Below are 22,106 nucleotides of genomic sequence, written 5' to 3' on the forward strand. Positions count from 1 at the left end.
GCCCTCTTGATCCGTCAAGGGGGCGTATTCGCCCAGCGCTCGTAGGCTTCACGCGCCAACCGCGCCAGCAATGCCCGCTCGCTGCGATCGAAATCAGCCTTCAGTGCTTCACAGCGTTGCAGAAACTCGTTTTCGCTGATCACTTGCTCATCTACCTGAGCCTGCAGGGCCTCCATACGCTGGTGCAGTGGCTGTACCAGGTCTTCAACGCTGCGCATGAAACTCGCGCGCGTATTGCTCCCAGAAAGGCCGCTGTGCCAGCGAGGCAATCAGGGCATCCGTCGACTCATTTTGTAAAACCGCGTCCTGGACCCGCAGCAGGTTGCTGGTGGTCACGTTTGCAAAACCTGGGTAGTGCATTTCGTCGAGCTCGATCGGCAAGCCCAATGGACGCGCAAGCCGCTGTCGGTAAAACAGCCTTGTCTCAATTTCATCGATATGTGGGGCGTGCTCGGCATGCATGCGTTGCACGTGCAACGTCGCGTGGCGGTCAACCTCGTCCAGGCGAAACAAACCACGCGCCAGGCTTAGCAAGCGAGCTTCCATCCGACTGCCATGCGCGTCTTCGACGGCGCGCAACACCAGAACCCCAAGCTCCATCTGCTCCAGCAACAGCAGCAGGCGGTCTTCACAACTGCGTGGACCAGACGCCTCGAGAAACAACTGGTGACGCAACTGCTCGTGCTGCTCACACGTTTCCAGAATTCGCCAGATTCGGCTGCGGTAATGCCCAGGGTGCTGTTCAAAGTCCTCGCCGTGGACGAAGTCTGCCAGAAAGCGGAACATTCCATCTGAGTGCGGTTCCTCAAGCAGCGCTGTCCATATGGCCTGCTGGCGATCACGTTCAGCGTCGGCTGTGCTGTTGGCCCAGGTATTGAACAGGTCACTGTCAATGGCGCGATGGCGTGCGGACGCTGACCCCCACTGGCCCGGGGCCACACCTCGTGCCTCATCGAGCAGCAATGCGTCAGCTTCGCCAAGTGGATTATCGTGCAAGGACAACTGGTGCACCTGCCGGCGCAGCTGCTGCAACTCTCGGCGCAGTGTGCGAATGTTGTTGTTACGCACGTCCACATGGGCACGAAATGAGATCTGCTCAGGCAACGCCTCAAGGCCAGCAGAGCGCAGGTTGACTTCACGCAAATTGCCCAGGCGCGTCAGTACCGGCGCCCTTCCCAACGGGTTGTGGCTGAGGTCCAGGTACCGCAGCGCACTCATCCCGGCAAGACGCAATTCACCGGCCTCATCCATTATCACGCTGTTACGGCGCAGGTTCAGCTGCCGCAGGCGGGGCATATGTTCAATGCCGTGAGGGATCGCAGTCAGGCGATTGCCGGACAGGTCGAGTTCAATCAGGTTGGGAAAACGGCGAAGAAAGTCCGCATTGATTTCACCAAGGCCCAGATCACTGAGGATCAGCCGTCGCACATGATCAAAGCTCACCCCCTCCGGCAATTCGGGCAGACTACCGATACGCTCTCCGCTGATGATCAGCGCGTAGTCCCCGGCCTCGTCGGTTATCTTGCGCCGCCAGCTTCGCCGTACGGCAGTAGCGACCCGACGGCGGCGTAAAGCGTCCAGTGGGTTACTGGCATCCCTGCGCCACTGGCGCAGGCTCTGACGCGGGCGCGCCAACTGCCCCGTCAGCTGGCTGTAGTGCTCCCACAACCCTACTCGCCGCTCCATGAGGTCAAGCAGATAGGCTTGTAGCTCCCCGTCTGTCATCGTCGGAAACACTTGGTGAATACCACGCCCTATGGCACGCCGACTGCTCTCGCCTCGCCCACTCAAGGCATACCCGATACGCCCATCCCCGAAACGGGTCGGGGGTCGCAGGCCAACGCCCAGACGCGGCATGCCACAGAGCTCAGCCGCTTGGGTACGATCACCGGCAGCGGCCTCGATCAGCAACGAGCCCAGGGCGCCTGGACTGACAGCGGCATCGCCGAGATCGGCTGTCTGCGTCTCGTCCAGCGCAGCCAACAGTGCCGCCAGGTAGGGGCCGGATGTACCTTGACCGGCGTAGCGATAGCCGTCGCCGCGGCGCACGATACACCGTACATCCTGCGCAGACTCTGCGCCGATACCGGCCAGATACCGGCCACTCGGGCTACCTTCGCGCAGTTCGATGCGCAGGGTGTCCGGCCATTTCAGCTGACGCTCGAGCAAGCCCAAAGCCAGGCGTTCGGTGTCCGGATTGACGCAACGCGGCAGGCGCAAACCGGCACAGGCCCTGTCCAGACGGCTTTCGCGCAGCGACCATCGTGCACGCTCGGCCACTGCCAAAGGGATCCGCTGCGCGTTGCTGAGCGTATCGAGCTGCGCACCGCTGCATTGCTGAAGCAGCTCACGGGTACAGCGAGCCGACAGGCCGGGGAAAGTGCGCCGCAGTATCCGCTCGATGCCATTGGGCTGCACTTGCCGATCAGCAACGTACTGCGCCAGTCGCGGCGCGCTGAAGTCCGGGTGTAATTCATGTGCCTGATAAAGCTCCAGGGCATCGAGCAACCGTGCAGGTGCGCCCATGTGCTCGACGTGCAAACGGCGAATCTGCGCTTCACTCAGCCCTGTCACCTGGAGCAGGTAGTCACATGTCGGTTCCGGTAGCTCTGCCAGGGGCGTACTCAAACGGCGTATCAGATTGGCCCGCCCTTCCCAGTATTGGGGAGCTTCCAGTTCGTGGCGCCAGCCGCCGGCGCCATTCTGCTCGATCACAGGCTGATAGGCACTGGGACGACCAGGGTGCAGGATCCTGGAGCGACCATCCTGTGGATCCTCCAACACCCGATAACAGCCCTCATCAAGGTGCCATAACCATTCCTGTGCGCCAGCACCACGCAAAGGTTGGGCATCGTAACCGGGTAGATCCGTGGCCATGAGCTTGACCTTGCCGGCGGAGGTGCACACCGGTACCAAGTCATCGACGCAGGCCAGACGCTCAAGGGCACGCACGGCCACTTTGCTGCCGGCTGCGATCATCCCGCCGAGCACGACGTTCTCGGCAACGTTGAACAGGTGGTTCAACGCCTCTTCGCGGTCACCCATGCGCCAATCCTCATACCCTTCATAAACTTCGTCAGCAATCTGAACCGCGTTTGCCACCAGCAGCACTTCGCCAAGCACAGGCACGAACGCCCCCGCCACGTTCAGCACATTCAAACCCAGCTCTTTGTAGCCCTGCATGCGCGCTTCACGGTCTTCGTCATCTTCGACATCGGTGGGCACGGCGAGCACCCTGGCGTCATCCCTGATCTTGGCGAGGCATTGCCGACGCAGGTGTACGAACGGTGCGTCAGTGATCGGTGCAGAACGGGCGTCGAGTTCCACCCCGGCTGTCGATGCCTGCGCGACCCGCTCGTTTAATACCCGATAGAAATTGATGCGCTCACGCTCGGTAATGAAGCGCGCGAAAAAGCGCCGATAGGCTGGCGCACGGAAGCGCTTACCGAGGTACTTGTCGAGTGCATCCCAGCTGGCATGACGGGAGACGGGCTGATGAGGGTCATCGGGTATCCAGAGCACCACCGACTCCACTGCGTCAGCTGACGGACGCACTTCCAGCGTCAGCACGCCCTGAACCGGGCGGCCCAGCAGGTACAACTGCCGGGGCACCACTGTGCCCACCAGCGCAGGCACCACCGGCTTTTCAGCAATAAGTGGCAACAGAAAAAAATATGTGCGCTCGTCAATGTCCTGTTTCAACGCAGCGACCCGCATCGCCACCTCGAAATGGGCCTTGAAACTCGCCTCGAAAAGCCCGTGCAAGCGGGAAACGGCCTGGCCCGGCTCATCCTCCGGGCCATCTTCAGGCTGTAGATGGTGGGTGAGCAACGCCTGGTACTTGCCCCCTGCGTCGACCTCGCGACATGCGGAGGCAAACGCGTGGAAGCTCATCGGCAGGCGGTTACCGTTGCCATCGACCAGTTCACCTTTGAGCGTGAGCCCGGGGCGTGTCTCCCTGCGATGATAGTTATGCAGCGCCGCCTCCAGCAATGACCGCCTGGAGCGGCGAACATAGGTGGGCCGCAGCAGCACAGGCGAAGCGCTGGGCAGCAACAGCCGCTGCGAGACCCGTACCCTCCAGCCCGTCACGTCCGGGTTGCTGAAGCCGCTCTTGCGCAGTTTCGTTTTGAGCAACGCTGCTGCGTAGGCCTGCAAAGAAGGGATGGCCTGGAGGATCGGGCCAAGCCGCGCATTGCAGTGCGCCTGGCGACTCAGGGCATTACGTAACGCATCGAGCCTTTCCGGTTGGGCGTGGTCGACTAGCCATCCAGGCAAATTCTGGGCGATCAGGCTATCGATGGAATCGTTCGGGAGCCGGTGCGGTGACATCTGTGGAACTCTCCAGGCAAAGAGCAAAGCTCACTACGTCTGAGCCCTTGCCGCGCACTGCATAGTTACCGCAAGCGATACCGGGATAGGTTGGCAGCCCATGCGTTCGGATAACCGAACGAGCAATCGCTGTTTATTCGGCCTGGCGAACCCCGGAGAGAGGTCGAGACTGTCAAGCACGAGCAATACCAGTGGTTTAAGGTCGACAGCAGGGCTTGGCACGAGTCATGCTCTACACTTGGTAGCCGAATGCACCCGCTTCTTGCTGTATTCGTTGAACGAAGAGTCCGCCAACGGCTCCATAAAAAAAACAAACACGTCGAGGAAAATTTGATGCGTATCGTTCGTCAATTGCTGGGCGCAGCCATCGCGGCTGCAGTCATCGCTTCGCCGGCCATGGCCGAGGAGCTCACCGGCACCCTGAAGAAGATCAAGGAATCGGGCACCATCACACTGGGGCACCGCGACTCCTCCATTCCATTTTCCTACCTGGCCGGCAAACCCGAGCCCGTCGGTTATTCGCATGACATCCAGCTGGCCGTCGTCGACGCGCTGAAAAAGCAACTGGGCACGGACATCAAGGTCCGTTACAACCTGGTCACCTCGCAAACCCGTATTCCGCTGGTGCAGAACGGCACCGTCGACCTGGAGTGTGGCTCCACCACCAACAACGTCGAGCGCCAGCAACAGGTTGGCTTCTCGGTCGGCATCTTCGAAGTCGGTACCCGCCTGTTGACCAAGGTCAAGGACGGTCAGCCTGCATACAAAGACTTCCCGGACCTGGCCGGCAAGAACGTGGTGACCACCGCCGGTACCACCTCCGAGCGCATCCTCAAGGCGATGAACGCCGACAAGCAGATGAAGATGAACGTGATTTCCGCCAAGGACCACGGTGAAGCCTTCAACATGCTCGAAAGCGGCCGCGCCGTGGCCTTCATGATGGACGACGCCCTGCTCGCCGGTGAAATGGCCAAGGCGCGCAAGCCAGCGGACTGGGTCATCACCGGTACCCCTCAGTCGTACGAAATCTACGGCTGCATGGTGCGCAAGGATGACGCTGCGTTCAAGAAAGCGGTCGACGACGCCATCGTTGCCTACTTCAAGTCGGGCGAAGTCAACAAGAGCTACGAGAAGTGGTTCATGCAGCCGATCCCGCCTAAAGGTCTGAACCTCAACTTCCAGATGAGCGAAGAGCTGAAAAAACTGATCGCCGAGCCGACCGACAAGGCTGCGGACGAGAAGAAGTCCTGATCCTCAGTAAATAGTGGCCTGGTGCTCACGAGCACGAATCAATTCTGCAGGCCACTCATTAGTGTCTAACCTTTCATCCGTGGGCGCCTTGCGCCCCCGGATGCTCGAAGGTGCCCGTGAAACAACCGTCTGAGGGGAAATCCCGATGAATTACAACTGGGACTGGGGCGTGTTCTTCAAGTCCACCGGCGTGGGCAGCGAAACCTATCTGGACTGGTACATCACCGGCCTGGGCTGGACCATCGCCATCGCCATCACCGCCTGGATCATCGCGCTGCTGCTGGGGTCGCTCCTCGGTGTCATGCGTACCGTACCGAACCGCCTGGTATCGGGTATCGCCACCGCCTACGTGGAACTGTTCCGCAACGTGCCACTGCTGGTGCAACTGTTCATCTGGTACTTCCTGGTACCGGACCTGCTGCCAGAAGGCTTGCAGGAATGGTTCAAGCAGGACCTCAACCCGACCACTTCGGCGCTGATCAGCGTGGTCATCTGCCTGGGCCTGTTCACCGCCGCGCGCGTCTGTGAGCAAGTGCGTACCGGTATCCAGGCGCTGCCCAAAGGCCAGGAAGCTGCCGCCCGCGCCATGGGCTTCAGCCTCCCGCAGATCTACAACAATGTGCTGCTGCCGCAAGCCTACCGGATCATCATTCCGCCGCTCACCTCCGAGTTCCTCAACGTATTCAAGAACTCCTCGGTGGCGTCGCTGATCGGCCTGATGGAGCTGCTGGCGCAGACCAAACAGACCGCAGAGTTTTCCGCCAACCTGTTCGAGGCGTTCACTTTGGCCACGCTGATCTACTTCACCCTGAACATGGGCCTGATGCTGCTCATGCGCATGGTCGAGAAGAAAGTCGCCGTGCCTGGCCTGATTTCCGTGGGGGGCAAGTAAATGGAAATGGATTTCAGCGAAATCATCCCCGCCCTGCCTGCCCTCTGGGAGGGCATGGTCATGACCCTCAAACTGATGGTCATGGGAGTCATCGGCGGTATCGTGCTGGGCACCATCCTGGCACTGATGCGCCTGTCGTCAAGCAAACTGCTGTCGAACCTGGCCGGCGCCTACGTCAACTACTTCCGCTCGATTCCGCTGCTGCTGGTGATCACCTGGTTCTACCTGGCGGTACCGTTCGTGCTGCGCTGGATCACCGGCGAAGATACCCCGGTGGGTGCCTTCACCTCCTGCGTGGTCGCCTTCATGATGTTCGAGGCCGCGTATTTCTGCGAAATCGTCCGCGCCGGTGTGCAGTCGATCTCCAAGGGCCAGATGGGCGCCGCACAAGCGCTGGGCATGAACTACGCGCAGACCATGCGTCTGATCATCCTGCCCCAGGCCTTCCGCAAGATGACCCCGCTGCTGCTGCAGCAGAGCATCATCCTGTTCCAGGACACCTCGCTGGTATACACCGTGGGCCTGGTCGACTTCCTCAACTCGGCACGCTCCAACGGCGACATCATCGGGCGCTCCCATGAGTTCCTGATCTTCGCCGGCGTCGTCTACTTCCTCATCAGCTTCTCCGCTTCGTGGCTGGTCAAGCGCCTGCAAAAAAGGATCTCCGTATGATTTCCATCAAGAACGTCAACAAGTGGTACGGCGACTTCCAGGTACTGACCGACTGCAGCACCGAGGTCAAGAAAGGTGAGGTGGTGGTGGTCTGTGGCCCGTCGGGCTCGGGCAAGTCCACCCTGATCAAGTGCGTCAACGCGCTGGAGCCGTTCCAGAAGGGCGACATCGTGGTCGATGGCACTTCGATTGCCGACCCGAAGACCAACCTGCCCAAGCTGCGCTCGCGCGTGGGCATGGTGTTCCAGCACTTCGAGCTGTTCCCGCACCTGACCATCACCGAGAACCTGACCATTGCCCAGCGCAAGGTACTGGGCCGCAGCGAGGCGGAAGCCACCAAGAAGGGCCTGGCGCTGCTCGACCGTGTAGGCCTCAGTGCCCATGCCAAGAAACACCCCGGCCAGCTCTCCGGTGGCCAGCAGCAGCGCGTGGCAATCGCCCGCGCCCTGGCGATGGACCCGATCGTCATGCTGTTCGACGAACCTACCTCCGCACTGGACCCGGAAATGGTCAGCGAGGTACTGGACGTGATGGTGCAACTGGCCCAAGAAGGCATGACCATGATGTGCGTAACCCACGAGATGGGCTTTGCCCGCAAAGTCGCCAACCGGGTCATCTTCATGGACAAGGGCAGCATCATCGAAGACTGCACCAAGGAAGAGTTCTTCGGTGACCAGAGCGCCCGCGACCAGCGCACCCAGCACTTCCTCAGCAAGATCCTGCAGCACTGACCCGGCCACAGCTTCCGCTGCCAGGGACCCACCAGGCAGCGGAAGCTGGTCGTAACAAGGCCACTGTGATGAAATGCGATCCCTCGCTACTTCGCCCTGCCAAGCCTGCCGTGAATTCCCGCCTGATCCGTCAATTGCTGTTACCACCACTGATCATCCTGCTGATGGTCGGCCTGGGAATGGCTGGCTACCTGATCAGCGAGAGCAATGGTATCCGCACCCTCAGCGAAAACGGGGAACGCCAGCTGGAGCTGCACGCACGCACGGTCGAAAGCGAAATCAGCAAGTACACCTACTTGCCGAGCCTGCTGGAGCTGGAAGACAGCGTCTCGCACCTGCTCACCGACCCGGACGGCGCCTCACGCCAGACGGTCAACGAATACCTTGAAGGCCTGAACCGTCGCAGTCGCAGTCGGGCCATCTTCGTCCTCGACACCAATGGCCGGGTACAGGCCACCAGCAACTGGCGCGATGCCGACTCGTTCCTGGGTGAAGACCTGTCGTTCCGCGCCTACTTCCAGACTGCCGTGCGCGGCGAGCCAGGGCGGTTCTACGGCATCGGCAGTACCACGGGCGAGGCTGGCTATTACCTGGCCCATGGGCTTGAGGAGCACGGCAAGATCATAGGCGTTGCGGTGATCAAGGTGCGCCTGGACACCCTCGAGGAGCGCTGGCAGCGTGCCCGCCTGGAGGCGTTCGTCAGCGACGAGAATGGCATCATCATTCTCTCCAGCGACCCGGCCCGGCGCCTCAAGTCGGTGCGCCCGCTGACCCCGCAAATCAAGGAGCGACTGGCGCGAAGCCTGCAGTACTACTGGTGGCCGCTGAACGAATTGCAGCCCCTGGCCCGGGAAACCCTGGCCGATGGTGTGGAAAAACTGACCTTCCCGGCCAACACCGAAACCGCTCATGGCAAACCGCACGAAGTGGCCTATCTGGCGCAAACCAGGCGCCTGGTCGACACCCCCTGGCATTTCACCCTGCTGACCCCACTGCAGGACCTGCGTCGCGAATCCATGGTGCAGGGCATTCTGGTGGGCGTGGCCTTTGCCTTGCTGGCGATCCTCGGCATTGCCTGGAACGAGCGGCGCAAAGTGATCGCCACCCGCCTGGCGGCCCGCGAAGCCCTTGAAGAGGCCAACAGCCAGCTGGAGCGGCGGATTGCCGAACGCACCGCCGACCTGCGCGCCAGCAACGAACGCCTCAAGGGCCAGATTCGCGAGCGCCGGCATGCCGAGCAGACCTTGCGCCACGCCCAGGATGAGCTGGTGCAGGCAGGTAAGCTGGCCGCCATCGGGCAGATGTCCACCAGCATTGCCCACGAGCTGAACCAGCCACTGGCTGCGCTGCGCACCCTTTCTGGCAATACAGTGCGCTTCCTCGAGCGCGGGGCGCTGGAAACCGCCAGCACCAACCTGCGCACCATGAATGACCTGATCGACCGCATGGGCCGCATCACCGCCAGCCTTCGCTCGTTCGCCCGGCGCGGCGATGACAGCGGCCAGGCTTCACTGGCCAAGGCAGTAGAGGCCACCCTGCAGGTGCTGGCCAACCGCATCAGTGCCTGTCATTTGCAATTGCACCACCAGTTCGAGGACCAGCAACTGGCCATCGACCAGACCCGCCTGGAGCAGATTCTGGTCAACCTGATCGGGAATGCCCTTGACGCCATGGCCGCGCAACCGCAGCCTGAGCTATGGCTGGAAGGCGAGTTGCAGGGTGACAAGTACCGTTTGCAGGTGCGCGACAACGGCCACGGTATCGACCCCGAAGCGCGCAAGCACCTGTTCGAACCTTTCTTTACCACCAAACCGGGCGAGCATGGCCTGGGCCTGGGCCTGACCCTGTCGGCGAGCCTTGCCGCCGCCGCCAAGGGAAGCCTGAACGTCGAGCATCCCGTCACCGGCGGCACGGCCTTCGTCCTGGCCCTGCCCCTGGTTTCACCCCCTAGCGAATCGGCAGAGCATCCATGAACCAAGCGCCTCTTACCGTCCTGATCGTCGAAGACGACCCGCATGTGCTGCTCGGCTGCCAGCAGGCGCTGGCCCTGGAGGATATCGCCTGCGAGGGCGTAGGCAGCGCCGAACAGGCGCTGGAACGCATCGGCGACGATTTTGCCGGCATTGTCGTCAGCGATATCCGCCTGCCGGGTATTGATGGCCTGGAGCTGCTCAATCGCCTCAAGGTCCGTGACCGCAGCCTGCCGGTGGTGCTGATCACTGGCCATGGCGATATCGACATGGCCGTTGGCGCCATGCGTAACGGCGCCTACGACTTCATGGAAAAACCGTTCTCCCCCGAGCGCCTGGTCGAAGTGGTACGCCGCGCGCTGGAACAGCGCGGGCTGTCACGCGAAGTGGTGGCCCTGCGCCGCCAGCTGGCCGAACAGAGCAGCCTGGAGGGACGCATCATTGGTCGCTCACCGGCCATGGAGCACTTGCGCGAACTGATCGCCAACGTCGCCGACACCTCAGCCAACGTGCTGATCGAAGGCGAGACCGGCACCGGCAAAGAGCTGGTCGCACGCTGCCTGCACGACTTCAGCCGCCGCCAGAGCCACCCGTTCGTGGCGCTGAACTGTGGCGGCCTGCCGGAAAACCTGTTTGAAAGCGAGATATTCGGCCACGAGGCCAACGCCTTCACCGGTGCCGGCAAACGCCGCATCGGCAAGATCGAACACGCCAACGGCGGCACGCTGTTCCTCGATGAAGTGGAGAGCATGCCGATCAACCTGCAGATCAAGCTGCTGCGCGTGCTGCAGGAGCGCACCCTGGAACGATTGGGCTCGAACCAGAGCATCCCGGTGGATTGCCGGGTGATCGCCGCGACAAAGGCGGACCTTGATGCCCTGGGCCAGAGCGGCCAGTTCCGCAGCGACCTGTATTACCGGCTGAACGTGGTCACCCTGGAGCTGCCGCCGCTGCGTGAGCGCCGTGAAGACATCCTGCAGTTGTTCGAACATTTCCTGCAGCAGTCGGCCCTGCGCTTTGATCGGGAAACACCGACACTGGACAGCCAGACCCTGTCGCGCCTGATGGCCCACGACTGGCCAGGCAACGTGCGCGAGTTGCGCAACGTGGCCGAACGCTATGCCCTCGGCCTGCCAGCGTTCAAGAAAGGCCCCAGCGGTGGTGCCAACCAAGGCCTGCTTTTTGCCGAGGCGGTGGAAGCATTCGAACGCAACCTGCTCACTGATGCCCTGCAACGCACGGGTGGCAACCTGAGCCAGGCCAGCCAGGAGCTGGGCATGGCCAAGACCACGCTGTTCGACAAAGTGAAAAAATACGGCCTCGCCTGACTGAACCCAAACTGGAAAACAACGTGGACCTGGTATTCAAAGCGGCCCTGGGCGCAGGCGTGGTGCTGTTGCTGGCAGTGCTGTCGAAAACGCGCAACTACTACATCGCAGGGCTGGTGCCGCTGTTCCCCACCTTCGCCCTGATTGCCCACTACATCGTCGGCAAGGGGCGCAGCATTGCCGACCTCAAGACCACCATCCTGTTTGGCATGTGGTCGATCATTCCGTATTTCGTGTACCTGGCAACCCTGTATGTACTGGTCGACCGCTTGCGCCTCGAGGCTTCGATGGCGCTGGCCACAGTGGCCTGGCTGATCGCCGCGACCGTGCTGGTGACTGTGTGGGTGCGGATGCACTAAGCGAAATCGACGCCGATTCAGAGCCCTGCGATGTGCGTGACCTCTTGCCTGTGCGCCTGCAAATAAGGCAACACCGCCCCCAGTAACGGCGCCTTGAACGGCTCCTGGAAACGGTGCGCCAGCCCCGGGATCAAGCGCAACTGGCTGCCCCGGATATGCGCCGCCAAGTGCACGCCATGCATCACCGGCAATAACGGATCAGCCGTGCCGTGTACCACCAGGGTCGGCACTCGCAACTGGTTGAGCAACTCGACGCGGCTCGGCTCGGCCAGTATCGCCATGATCTGGCGCTTGGCCCCGTCAGGGTTGAACGCCCGGTCGTAGGCCTGCGCCGCCTGGTGCAGCAACACCTCGCGGTCGTCCCGTACCTCAGGGCTGCCCAAGGCCGCCAGCAGGTCGGCCTGCTGCTCGATTGCCACTTCACGGTTCGGTGCGCTGCGCCGGGCCAGCAACTGCACCAGCGCCGGGTCCGGCGCCGGGAGCCCCGCCGCCCCTGAACTGGACATGACCAGCGTCAGGCTGCGCACACGCTCGGGCGCCATCGCCGCCAGGTGCTGGGCAATCATGCCGCCCATGCTCACACCCAATACATGAAACTGGCGCACGCCCAACGCGTCCATCAGGTGCAAGCCGTCATCGGCCATATCAGTCAGCGTGTAGGGCGCCGACACGGGCAGGCCCAGCTTGTAACGCAACAGTTCGAGCGTCAGGTTGGCGTGCGGTGGCACCTGGTTCCAGCGTGACAGGCCGACATCGCGGTTGTCATAGCGGATCACCCGAAAACCTTGGCGGCACAATGCCTCGACCACGTCGTCTGGCCAATGAATCAGCTGCCCGCCCAAGCCCATGACCAGCAGCAAGGCCGGGTCGCGTGGCGCACCGACGCTCTGGTACACCAGGCTGACGGCACCGAGTTCGGCACGCTGCACCGGCACATGGGCGTCACAGCGCTGTTCGGCGAAACTCGCCGGTGCGCTGAACAGAAAGAAAAGAAAAAACCAAAAAGCCCGCATGAAAGAAACACCAGAATGCAGATCCCCAGTAGAGCGCGAGTCTGATGAATTCTGTTCGGGCGCGCTGCCACAGTTCGGTGACAGTTTTATGACTCCCGCCAGGCGGTGCGACGATCGCCCAGTCGACAGATGCCGCATCATGAGAGAAACTCAATTCATTCCCTGTTTCTTCAATTCCACACCCCGGAGTCATCTGTGCTGGAGATCCGTCACCTGAAAACCCTTCATGCCCTGCGCGAAGCCGACAGCCTGGTGGAGGCCGCCGAACGCCTGCACCTGACCCAGTCGGCGTTGTCGCACCAGTTCAAGGAGCTGGAAGAGCGCCTGGGCCTCCCGATTTTCGTGCGCAAGACCAAGCCAATCCGCTTCACCAGCGCCGGGCTGCGTCTGCTGCAACTGGCTGATGCCACCCTGCCGTTGCTGCGCAGTGCCGAACGTGACATCGCACGCCTGGCCGGAGGCACGGCCGGACGCCTGCACATGGCAATCGAATGCCACAGTTGCTTCCAGTGGCTGATGCCGACCATCGACCAGTTCCGTGATGCCTGGCCGGAAGTGGAACTGGACCTGGCCTCGGGCTTTGCCTTCGCCCCGCTGCCGGCCCTGGCCCGCGGCGACCTTGACCTGGTGGTGACCTCCGACCCAGTGGACCTGGCAGGCATCACTTATGTGCCGCTGTTCACCTACGAGGCGATGCTGGCAGTGGCCAACCAGCACCCGCTGGCCAGCAAGCCTTACATCGTGCCGCAAGACTTGCTCGACCAGACGCTGATCACCTACCCGGTGGAGCGCGATCGCCTGGACATCTTCACCCGCTTCCTGGAGCCCGCCGATATCGAGCCAGCCGCCGTGCGTACCTCGGAGCTGACGGTGATGATGATGCAACTGGTGGCCAGCGGCCGTGGCGTATGCGGCATGCCGCATTGGGCACTGCACGAGTACAGCTCGCGCGGCTATGTGAAGGGCAAACGCCTGGGCGAGAAAGGCCTGTTTGCCACGCTTTATGCCGCCGTACGCACCGACATGCTCGATGCCCCTTACATGCGCGACTTTTTGCTGACGGCCAAGGACACCTCGTTCGCCACCCTCGACGGCGTCAGCGCGGTGCGTTGAGCGCCTGGCGATACAGCGGCAGGATCAAGTCGCGGGTCAGGGGAGCCAGTGGCATGACGGGCGCCTGATCTGCTGCCAGCCAGACCACCTCCTCGATCTCTGCGGCCGGCACCACGGCAGCGGCGCTGTCGACACGGAACAGCTCGGCTTGCACTTCGAAGCCTGGTTCGTTGGCGGCGGGGGCACTGAACTGGCCCAGGTGCATGGCCTGAGCCGGGTCGATGCGCAGGCCCAGTTCCTCCTGCAACTCGCGCACCAGCGCCTGTACCGGCGTTTCACCGGCATCGATCTTGCCGCCTGGCTGCATGAAAGCCTCGGTGCCACGCTTGCGCACCAGCAGCGTGCGGCCCTGAGGGTCGATCAGCAGGGCGGCGGCGATGCGGATGATGTTGGGCATGAAGTGGGCTCGCTGAATAAAATGACCCGCGAGGATCCCATGGGGTCATTGGCCTGACAAGGCCGGTCATTCCTGTGTCGGCCTGGTAGACGAGCGGCCCCTTGCCAACCTGTTGCACACCCTCCATAAACAACACATGAACCTGCCCGCCAAACACCACCCGGTGCTCGAGCTGTTCCATCCTGCCGTCAGCACCTGGTTCCGCCGCCACTTCGCCACGGTCACCGATGCCCAGGCACAGGCCTGGCCGTTGATCCACGCCGGGCAATCCATGCTGCTGGCCGCGCCGACCGGCTCAGGCAAGACCCTGAGCGCTTTTCTGGCCGTGCTTGATGAGCTGCTGCGTGAAGGCATGAAGCACCAGGGCGAACTGCCCGCACAGACCCTGGTGATCTACGTTTCACCTCTGAAGGCCCTGTCCAATGACATTCGTCTGAACCTGCAGGCCCCGCTCGAAGGCATCAGCCAAGCCATTGCAGAGCAAGGCCTGAACGCCCCACGCATCACCACGGCGGTACGCACCGGCGATACACCGCAGAAGGAACGCGCCGCCATGCGCAAGCTGGCCCCGCACATTCTGGTGACAACCCCCGAATCGCTTTACGTGCTGATGGGCTCGGCTTCTGGCCGTGAAGGCCTGGCCCATGTGCACACGGTAATCGTCGACGAAATCCATGCCTTGGCCGGTAACAAGCGTGGCGCCCATCTGGCACTGACCTTGGAACGCCTGCAAGCCTTGTGCAAAAAACCACTGCGGCGGATCGGCCTGTCCGCTACCCAACGCCCGGTCGAACGGGTGGCACAGTTTCTGGTGGGTAGCGGGCGCCCCTGCGCCATTGTCGATATCGGCCATGCCCGCAAGCGTGACCTGGCCATCGAAGTGCCGCCGGTACCGCTGGGGGCGGTGATGGCCACTGATGTCTGGGGCCTGGTGTATGACTGCTTGGCCACCCTTGCCCGTGAACACCGCACCACGCTGGTATTCGTCAACACCCGGCGCCTGGCCGAACGTATCACCCGCCACCTCAGCGACCGGCTGGGCAAGGAGGCGGTTGCCGCACACCATGGCAGCCTGTCCAAAGCGCTGCGCCTGGATGCGGAGCAGCGGCTCAAGAGCGGCCAGCTCCAGGTGCTGGTAGCGACCGCATCGCTGGAGCTTGGCATTGATATCGGCGATATCGACCTGGTCTGCCAGGTCGCCTCGCCGGGCTCGATTGCCGCCTTCCTGCAACGGGTTGGCCGCGCTGGACACCAGGTCGATGGTGTGCCGAAGGGGCGCCTGTTCCCTACCTCACGCGATGACCTGATCGAATGCGTTGCCTTGCTTGACTGCGTTCGACAGGGCGAACTGGACGCACTGCACATCCCCCGGGCACCGCTGGATGTGCTGGCCCAGCAGATCGTCGCAGAAGCCAGCAACCAGGCCTGGCACGAACAGGATCTGCTGGATTGCCTGCGCCAGGCCACACCTTACGCCGAGCTTGACCAGCACCACTACCAGGCCCTGCTGCGCATGCTCGCCGAGGGCTACAACGGCCGCCAGGGTGTGCGCAGTGCCTACTTGCACCGTGACGCAGTGAGCGGCACGCTGCGTGGCCGACGTGGCAGCCAACTGACCGCGCTGACCAGCGGCGGCACCATCCCCGACAACGCCGACTACGCCGTGTTGCTGGGACCGCAGGCGCTGAACATCGGCAGCATCAATGAAGACTTTGCCGTGGAAAGCATTGCCGGCGATATTTTCCAGCTGGGCAACGCCTCCTATCGCATTCTGCGCGTCGAGCCGGGCCGGGTGCGGGTAGAGGATGCTCATGGCCTGCCACCGACCATTCCGTTCTGGCTGGGTGAAGCGCCGGGGCGCAGTGACGAGCTGTCTGCCGCCGTGGCCCGGCTGCAGGCGCGAATCGACCAGCAACTGGCGCAGGCAGGCGGCGACACGGTGGAGGTACTGGCCTGGTTGCAGGCGACCTTCGAACTGGACGAAGCTTGTGCGGGCCAGTTGCTCGACTACCTGGCCCGCACCCGTGAAGTGCTTGGCGCCCTGCCCTCGCAGGATACGCTGGTGATGGAACGTTTTTTCGATGAGTCCGGCGGGACCCAACTGATCATTCATTCACCCTACGGTAGCCGCATCAACCGCGCCTGGGGCCTGGCCCTGCGCAAGCGCTTCTGCCGCACCTTCAACTTCGAACTGCAGGCTGCCGCCAGCGAGGACGCCATCGTGCTGTCTCTGTCGACCAGCCACAGTTTCGAGCTGGACGAAGTGTGGCGTTACCTGAACAGCCGCAGCGCCGAGCCTATTCTCATCCAGGCCCTGCTCGATGCACCGCTGTTTGGCGTGCGCTGGCGCTGGAATGCAGGCGTGGCCATGGCACTGCCGCGCTTTGTGGGCGGACGCAAGGTGGCGCCACAAATCCAGCGCATGAAGAGTGAGGACCTGGTTGCCGCCGTGTTCCCCGACCAGATCGCCTGCCTGGAAAACATCGTCGGCGAGCGGCAGATTCCCGACCATCCGCTGGTCGAGCAAACCCTTGACGATTGCCTGCATGAGGCAATGGACAGCGAAGGCTGGCTGGCCCTGCTGCGGCGCATGGAAAGCGGTGCAGTGCGCTTGCTGTGCAGGGATTTGCCCGCCCCCTCGCCGCTGGCTTCAGCGATTCTCAATGCCCGGCCTTATGCCTTTCTGGACGATGCGCCACTGGAAGAACGACGTACCCAGGCGGTACTCAACCGGCGCTGGAACGACGTGCACAGTAGCGACGACCTGGGCGCGCTGGACGCTGATGCCATTGCTGCCGTCGCGGCCGAGGCCTGGCCACAGCCGGCCAATCCCGACGAAATGCACGAAGCATTGATGAGCCTGGGGGCCATCGGTCAGGTCGAGGTAGATGCCAACCCCTGCTGGGATGTGCTGCTAAGGCAGCTGGCCAAGGCCGGGCGTGCCTTGCGCCTGCCCGATGACAAGCTCTGGTTGGCCCGCGAACGCCTGAACCTGCTGCTGGCACTGTACCCCACAGCGCACAGGGAGCCAGCGCTCGAACGGCTCGCTGGCTTCGACCAGCCCATCGAGCCCGACCACGCACTGAGCGAACTGCTGCGCGCCCGCCTGAGCGGCCATGGCCCCCAGACCCTGGCGCAGATCGCTGCGCCATTGGGCAAACCGGTAACCGATATCGAGCAGGCTCTGGCCCGCCTGGAAGCCGAAGGCTATGTGCTGCGCGGGCATTTCAGCCCAGGTGCAACTGACCTGCAATGGTGCGAACGCCACTTGCTGGCACGCATCCACCGCTACACGGTCAAACGCCTGCGCCGCGAGATCGAACCGGTCAGCCTGCAAGACTTCATGCGCTTTCTGTTCGATTGGCAGCACCTGGCGCCTGACGAGCGCCTGCGTGGTCCGCAGGCGGTGGCCGAAGTGCTCGGCCAGTTACAAGGGTTCCCCAGCGCCGCAGCGGCCTGGGAGGCGGAACTGCTGCCGGCGCGTATCAAAGACTACAGTCCGCACTGGCTCGACGAAGCCTGCCGAAGCGGCCAGTTTGCCTGGAGCCGGCTGGCGGCAACAGTGGCGAGCAGCACGTTGACCAGTACCCCACTGGTGTTGCTGCCGCGGGACCAGTTGAACACGTGGCGCAGCCTGGCGCCCGCACCTGCTGTCGACGCCCTTGGCCTACGTGCGCAACGTGTGCACGAAGCGCTGAAAACCCAGGGTGCGCTGTTCTTCGATGAACTGGCACATGAGGCACACCTGCTGCCCAGTGAACTGGAAACTGCACTGCAGGAGCTGGTGGGCTCGGGCCTGGCCGGGGCGGACAGTTTCACTGGCTTGCGCAGCCTGATCACGCCTGCAACCAAGCGCAGCTCACGTAACAGCCGCCGAGGCCACCCGCCGCTTTCCAGCAGCATGGCGCATGCCGGACGTTGGGCCCTGCTGCGCCGCAGCGATGCGCCCCTGGATCACGACCAGGGCCTGGAGCACATTGCCCGCACGCTGCTGCGCCGCTATGGCGTGATCTGCTGGCGGCTGTTGGCGCGCGAGAGTGATGTACTGCCGCCCTGGCGTGAGCTGCTGCGCTGCTATCACCGATTGGAAGCGCGTGGCGAGATCCGGGGCGGGCGCTTCATTGCCGGGCTGGCCGGTGAACAGTTCGCCTTGCCTGAGGCGGTAGTATTGCTGCGGCAAGTGAGACGACGTGAACCGGACGGAACGCTGCAGGTGGTGAGCGCCGGTGACCCGCTGAACCTGATCGGCTCGTTGCTGCCCGGGGCGAAAGTGCCGGCAGTGATTGGCAACCGGCTTCTGTATCGCGACGGGATACCGGTGGCGGTGCGGATGGCCGGGCGTTACGCGTATCTGGTCGAGGCGTGCGCACAGGAGCAGGAAAGCTGGCGGCAGAAACTGCTGCGCGCCCCCCTGTAGGAGCGGGTTTACCCGCGAATACGGTAGCGGCGGCAACGGTGAACGGCGGTTGAAATTGGCCAGCAGGCCCGGCCCTTTCGCGGGTGAACCCGCTCCTACGCTCGAGAATGATTTTCGCTACCCCGATTTTATTTTGCAGCGCCCGGCAACTTGGCTATGGTCGGGGTTTGCCCCCAGGCCCTGAGCCTGACCGCGCCATCGCAAGGACCCTGTATGAGCCTGTCACTTCTCAGTCGCTATGCCTTCTTCGCCGCCTGTGTGCTGTTCACCCTGGCGAGCCTCCCCTTCAGCCACCACGAATGGCTGTGGCCGTTCACCCTGACCACAGGCATTCTCAGCCTGATCGGCCTGTTCGACCTGCTGCAGCAGCGCCACGCCGTACGCCGCAACTACCCGATTCTCGGCAACATCCGCTATCTGGTCGAGGCCATTCGCCCGGAAATCCGCCAGTACCTGCTGGAGTCCGACAGCGATGCCCTGCCCTTCTCCCGCGCCCAGCGCTCGCTGGTGTATGCCCGGGCGAAGAACGAAGCCTCGGACAAACCTTTCGGCACCCTGATCGACGTATATGAATCCGGTTTCGAGTTTATCGGCCACTCCATGCGCCCGGCACCGCTGGCTGACCCGACCAGCTTCCGTGTCATCGTCGGTGGGCCGCAGTGCGGCCAGCCGTATTCCGCGTCGATCTTCAACATTTCGGCCATGAGTTTCGGCTCGCTCAGCGCCAATGCCATCCGTGCGCTCAACCAGGGCGCCAAGCTGGGCAATTTCCACCATGACACCGGCGAGGGCAGCATCAGCCCCTACCATCGCGAGCACGGTGGTGACCTGGTGTGGGAACTGGGCAGCGGCTACTTCGGGTGCCGCACGCCAGATGGGCGCTTCGATCCCGAACGCTTCGCCGCCCAGGCGCGCAGCCCTCAGGTGCGCATGATCGAGATCAAGATGCGCATAAACTTATCTAGTCAAGCTGTTGACCACATTTTTTTTGCATAACACTACCCCGGAACGCCTTGTCCGCCTCAACCTGCAGGCCTTTCAGTCAGTTTTACGGGGTCAACACCTCGGCGCATCCCACATCACCGCTTTGTTGACCCTAGCTCCAGATGCCCTCAGGGCTTCATCCATGACATCCCCTATTTTTTACTCAATTACCTGAGACGCCACGTGCCACCTTCGACCCGACTCATTCGTGCAGTCCCAAGCCATCGGCAACTGCCTCGCCGAGTTTTTGGAGGGCTGGGCAGAGAGTTATTGACGATCGAAAGTCCTTCCTGGGCTCTTCAGCGTTACTGCCCTCAACAGAGCGCTCACAGGGCCAACGCCTGAAAAATCGAAGTTTGCAATCAATCTCCTGCCCGTGGAAAACGCGCTTTTACTGTGACTAATTTTGCCTGTAGCGCCTCAATAGCACTTTCTAACAGATCACGATAATTACCATGTAAATGTTCTACATCCTCATCATGCATTATATCTTTCGCACGCTGCTTCGAACGCTCAACGCTAGCCAAATCAAAAATCTCAATTGTTTTCTTACCTTTCAACGACCCATCTTTTTCTTGAATAATAAGGTCAAGACCAGCAGAGGTAAAAACTATATGATCAGCGGGAGTATCAAGGTAAGGATGGACAAATGAAAATTCAGTTAGCCGGTAGGTATGCCCTACTGTGACTACTGGGTCGAATGACTTTTTCAGGTCAGTGTTACAGGTAAAGCATGTCAGCACTAAATTCTCAGGCCAAAACATCCATTGCTGATAATCTTCTTTCGGAGCAATGTGATCTCTATGTGGTCTTTTTTCGAACAAACGACATCCACAATAACCGCATCGTTTCGACTGCTCCACGAGCATGAGACCGGTCATTTCCCGTTTAAAATCTTTTGAGGATTTCTTACCATGCCCCCAAGGGTCTTTCGCCTTAGTGGTAAGCGCATAACGCTTTAACTCTTTAACGACTCTCCAGTTATAGGCAGGAACTTTCAACTTTTTCAAGCCAGCCGCTCCAAATAAGCTCGAACCTCTTGCACAATTAACTCCAAGGGCTCGACACCAGCATAATCAATCCTGGAGACTTTATGCATAAAGCTCGTAAGGAACTCCTTATCTCTACCGCCTTCTTGTATGTGCCTTAGGACAGCCCCTAACTCTCTGGTGAGGTGATAGTTTGAAGCAGATGGGATTTGCAAAACATTGTACAAGATCGATTCGGAGCCCCAGCCCTCGAAAACCCCATCCTGAACGTCAAACGTCATCTCCCCATTGCTCTTTCCAATCGTAACAATACTGGAAGTCCCCAGTGATGCACTAGAAAGCATGTGGGGTGAATGCGTTGCTATTATCACATGACTCCCAGGCGCGCCGACCAACGTTTTTTGCAGCAATTCAATATATCTTTGCTGCCATACAACATTCAAGCTGACTTCCGGCTCATCAATGACGACCAAACACCCTGGCGCTGAAAATGCGATAACTTTAGCGCCAACGGATAATAAGTTTTGCTGCCCCGAACTCAGCCCTTCGAAATTGAGCCATGTGGAAGATTCGAATAACAGACTAGGCCAAACCGAAATACCGATGCGACTTGCAGCTAAGAAGCCAACGATCAAGCGACTGATGTTCTGCCTATCTTCTTTACTAATCGAGGCCAGCCTAACGACCCACCCTATTTTTCTTTTATCTTCCGCTTCACCTTTGGTATATTTCGCGAGCAATACAAATAGCTCTTCAATGTTCCTAGCTAGAAGAACTATTTCCTCATCAGTTGTAGACTCCATTCTTTGGGCTCCCAAGCGGCGACCGAGGCGAACTTTGACGTATTCAAGCCTATCATCTGACTTAAGAAATTTTTGAATCTCCCTTAACTTAAACAATGTAAACCCAAACCCTATCTCCCTCTCTCCTCCGAATACTATGTCCACCCACGAATTGAAGGCCTTTAATCTTTTGTCATCCGAGAGCATCCGTATCACAGCTTCGGCCACCGCTCTATCTGCAGAGCCGGTTGTCGTCAAATTGGTTGCCTGCCTCACGCCCAGATAGTGATAGAATTGATCCTCATTCGTGGTATCACGGCGAAAAGGGAACTTATCGATTACTAGATTTGATATTGCAAGTACCTTGGAGGGGAATGCAGGATAGCTAAACAGTTCACCCTGAGCTGTTTCGAATGTAGTTTCACTCACATCACCGCCATGTCGAGCGACAATATCCGAACAAGGCAAATTATGAGCATTTGAAGAAATGTAGCGATGACGCTTCCCAACAGTTGAATATCGCTCATGCAGATCATTAAATGCATCTACTACGCTTGCGAGCATCCGACTTTTACCAGTGCCATTGGCCCCGACTAGAAAAGTAATATGAGTTTTCTTAACGTTAGCGCTTTCACCAATGAATCGCACACAGTTCCGTGAACCACTGCCGAAATCAAAGTACGCACTTTCGAGGAGATAGGATTTTCGAGTCACAGGATTTATCCATGGCGGTAGTTGGGCAGATACTACAATGAGATGTAGCGCAGTGCCACTACCGGACTGGGTCTTAACACCGGAAAGCACACGAGCATAGTCAACAGTGACTAATCCTCGATCTCTTCAGGTCTCGCTGTGATGTAATCCCCCCCAAACTCT

Annotated in this window: 13 protein-coding genes and 2 pseudogenes; 10 read left to right on the forward strand and 5 right to left on the reverse strand. The window is 60.8% G+C overall.

The features are described from left to right. Positions 1-14 precede the first annotated feature (14 nt). Positions 15-4,332, reverse strand: a pseudogene (locus tag ACF8FB_RS01205) (NEL-type E3 ubiquitin ligase domain-containing protein). Between the two features lie 333 nt (positions 4,333-4,665). Between ACF8FB_RS01205 and ACF8FB_RS01210 the strand changes: the two are divergent. The 7 genes from ACF8FB_RS01210 (at position 4,666) to ACF8FB_RS01240 (ending at position 11,535) form a co-directional block, all read left to right on the forward strand. Further along, on the forward strand, positions 4,666-5,583 hold the full coding sequence (locus ACF8FB_RS01210; protein WP_049588510.1) for a glutamate/aspartate ABC transporter substrate-binding protein: 918 nt from the start codon (positions 4,666-4,668) through the stop codon (positions 5,581-5,583). Between the two features lie 145 nt (positions 5,584-5,728). Further along, complete coding sequence (locus tag ACF8FB_RS01215) at positions 5,729-6,475, forward strand: amino acid ABC transporter permease (protein WP_010952242.1); 747 nt, start codon at positions 5,729-5,731, stop codon at positions 6,473-6,475. After that, entirely contained in the window at positions 6,476-7,147 is a 672-nt protein-coding gene (locus ACF8FB_RS01220; protein WP_010952241.1) for an amino acid ABC transporter permease, read from the forward strand. Next, a complete protein-coding gene (locus ACF8FB_RS01225; protein WP_021781956.1) occupies positions 7,144-7,878 on the forward strand; it encodes an amino acid ABC transporter ATP-binding protein in 735 nt (244 codons plus the stop codon). The genes ACF8FB_RS01220 and ACF8FB_RS01225 overlap by 4 nt, the downstream gene beginning before the upstream one ends. 68 nt (positions 7,879-7,946) lie before the next feature. After that, positions 7,947-9,851, forward strand: a complete 1,905-nt coding sequence (locus ACF8FB_RS01230; protein WP_019438135.1) for an ATP-binding protein — start codon at positions 7,947-7,949, stop codon at positions 9,849-9,851. Continuing rightward, positions 9,848-11,176 (forward strand): sigma-54-dependent transcriptional regulator, encoded by a 1,329-nt coding sequence (locus ACF8FB_RS01235; RefSeq protein ID WP_392510862.1) that lies wholly within the window; start codon positions 9,848-9,850, stop codon positions 11,174-11,176. Before ACF8FB_RS01230 ends, ACF8FB_RS01235 begins: the two co-directional genes overlap by 4 nt. Positions 11,177-11,199: 23 nt before the next feature. Then, a complete protein-coding gene (locus ACF8FB_RS01240) occupies positions 11,200-11,535 on the forward strand; it encodes a GlpM family protein (protein ID WP_010952237.1) in 336 nt (111 codons plus the stop codon). 17 nt (positions 11,536-11,552) lie between these two features. Here ACF8FB_RS01240 and ACF8FB_RS01245 read toward each other — a convergent pair whose 3' ends face one another. Continuing rightward, positions 11,553-12,548, reverse strand: coding sequence for an alpha/beta fold hydrolase (locus ACF8FB_RS01245; RefSeq protein WP_064492334.1), 996 nt, complete (start codon positions 12,546-12,548; stop codon positions 11,553-11,555). Positions 12,549-12,743: 195 nt separating this feature from the next. Here ACF8FB_RS01245 and metR point away from each other — a divergent pair, with 195 nt between their 5' ends. After that, positions 12,744-13,661, forward strand: coding sequence for a transcriptional regulator MetR (gene metR / locus ACF8FB_RS01250; protein ID WP_003254981.1), 918 nt, complete (start codon positions 12,744-12,746; stop codon positions 13,659-13,661). On the opposite strand, the gene ACF8FB_RS01255 is transcribed toward metR, so the two are convergent. Continuing rightward, positions 13,645-14,058, reverse strand: coding sequence for an NUDIX domain-containing protein (locus tag ACF8FB_RS01255; protein WP_003254983.1), 414 nt, complete (start codon positions 14,056-14,058; stop codon positions 13,645-13,647). The two genes, metR and ACF8FB_RS01255, sit on opposite strands and share 17 nt — an antisense overlap. A 136-nt stretch (positions 14,059-14,194) precedes the next feature. On the opposite strand from ACF8FB_RS01255, the gene ACF8FB_RS01260 reads away from it, so the two are divergent. Together ACF8FB_RS01260 and ACF8FB_RS01265 are read left to right on the forward strand one after the other, a co-directional pair. Further along, on the forward strand, positions 14,195-18,475 hold the full coding sequence (locus ACF8FB_RS01260; RefSeq protein ID WP_392510865.1) for a DEAD/DEAH box helicase: 4,281 nt from the start codon (positions 14,195-14,197) through the stop codon (positions 18,473-18,475). Between the two features lie 213 nt (positions 18,476-18,688). After that, positions 18,689-19,423 (forward strand): annotated as a pseudogene (locus ACF8FB_RS01265) (glutamate synthase-related protein); the annotation flags it as partial. A 398-nt stretch (positions 19,424-19,821) separates the two neighbouring features. On the opposite strand, the gene ACF8FB_RS01270 reads toward ACF8FB_RS01265, so the two are convergent. Continuing rightward, a complete protein-coding gene (locus tag ACF8FB_RS01270; RefSeq protein WP_392510867.1) occupies positions 19,822-20,469 on the reverse strand; it encodes an HNH endonuclease in 648 nt (215 codons plus the stop codon). After that, positions 20,466-21,944: an AAA family ATPase gene (locus tag ACF8FB_RS01275; RefSeq protein WP_392510869.1), complete on the reverse strand. Its 1,479-nt coding sequence runs from the start codon at positions 21,942-21,944 to the stop codon at positions 20,466-20,468. The genes ACF8FB_RS01270 and ACF8FB_RS01275 overlap by 4 nt, the downstream gene beginning before the upstream one ends. Between the last annotated feature and the right edge of the window lie 162 nt (positions 21,945-22,106).

It is taken from the genome of Pseudomonas sp. yb_2 (assembly GCF_043103905.1).
Taxonomy (GTDB): Bacteria; Pseudomonadota; Gammaproteobacteria; order Pseudomonadales; family Pseudomonadaceae; genus Aquipseudomonas; species Aquipseudomonas alloputida.

Bases quoted from the DNA above. Each gene is read 5' to 3' on its own strand.
- ACF8FB_RS01245 (WP_064492334.1), bottom strand. From the start codon at position 12,548: ATGCGGGCTTTTTGGTTTTTTCTTTTCTTTCTGTTCAGCGCACCGGCG.
- ACF8FB_RS01230 (WP_019438135.1), top strand. From the start codon at position 7,947: ATGAAATGCGATCCCTCGCTACTTCGCCCTGCCAAGCCTGCCGTGAAT.
- ACF8FB_RS01225 (WP_021781956.1), top strand. From the start codon at position 7,144: ATGATTTCCATCAAGAACGTCAACAAGTGGTACGGCGACTTCCAGGTA.
- ACF8FB_RS01210 (WP_049588510.1), top strand. From the start codon at position 4,666: ATGCGTATCGTTCGTCAATTGCTGGGCGCAGCCATCGCGGCTGCAGTC.
- ACF8FB_RS01220 (WP_010952241.1), top strand. From the start codon at position 6,476: ATGGAAATGGATTTCAGCGAAATCATCCCCGCCCTGCCTGCCCTCTGG.
- ACF8FB_RS01260 (WP_392510865.1), top strand. From the start codon at position 14,195: ATGAACCTGCCCGCCAAACACCACCCGGTGCTCGAGCTGTTCCATCCT.
- ACF8FB_RS01255 (WP_003254983.1), bottom strand. From the start codon at position 14,058: ATGCCCAACATCATCCGCATCGCCGCCGCCCTGCTGATCGACCCTCAG.
- ACF8FB_RS01235 (WP_392510862.1), top strand. From the start codon at position 9,848: ATGAACCAAGCGCCTCTTACCGTCCTGATCGTCGAAGACGACCCGCAT.
- ACF8FB_RS01215 (WP_010952242.1), top strand. From the start codon at position 5,729: ATGAATTACAACTGGGACTGGGGCGTGTTCTTCAAGTCCACCGGCGTG.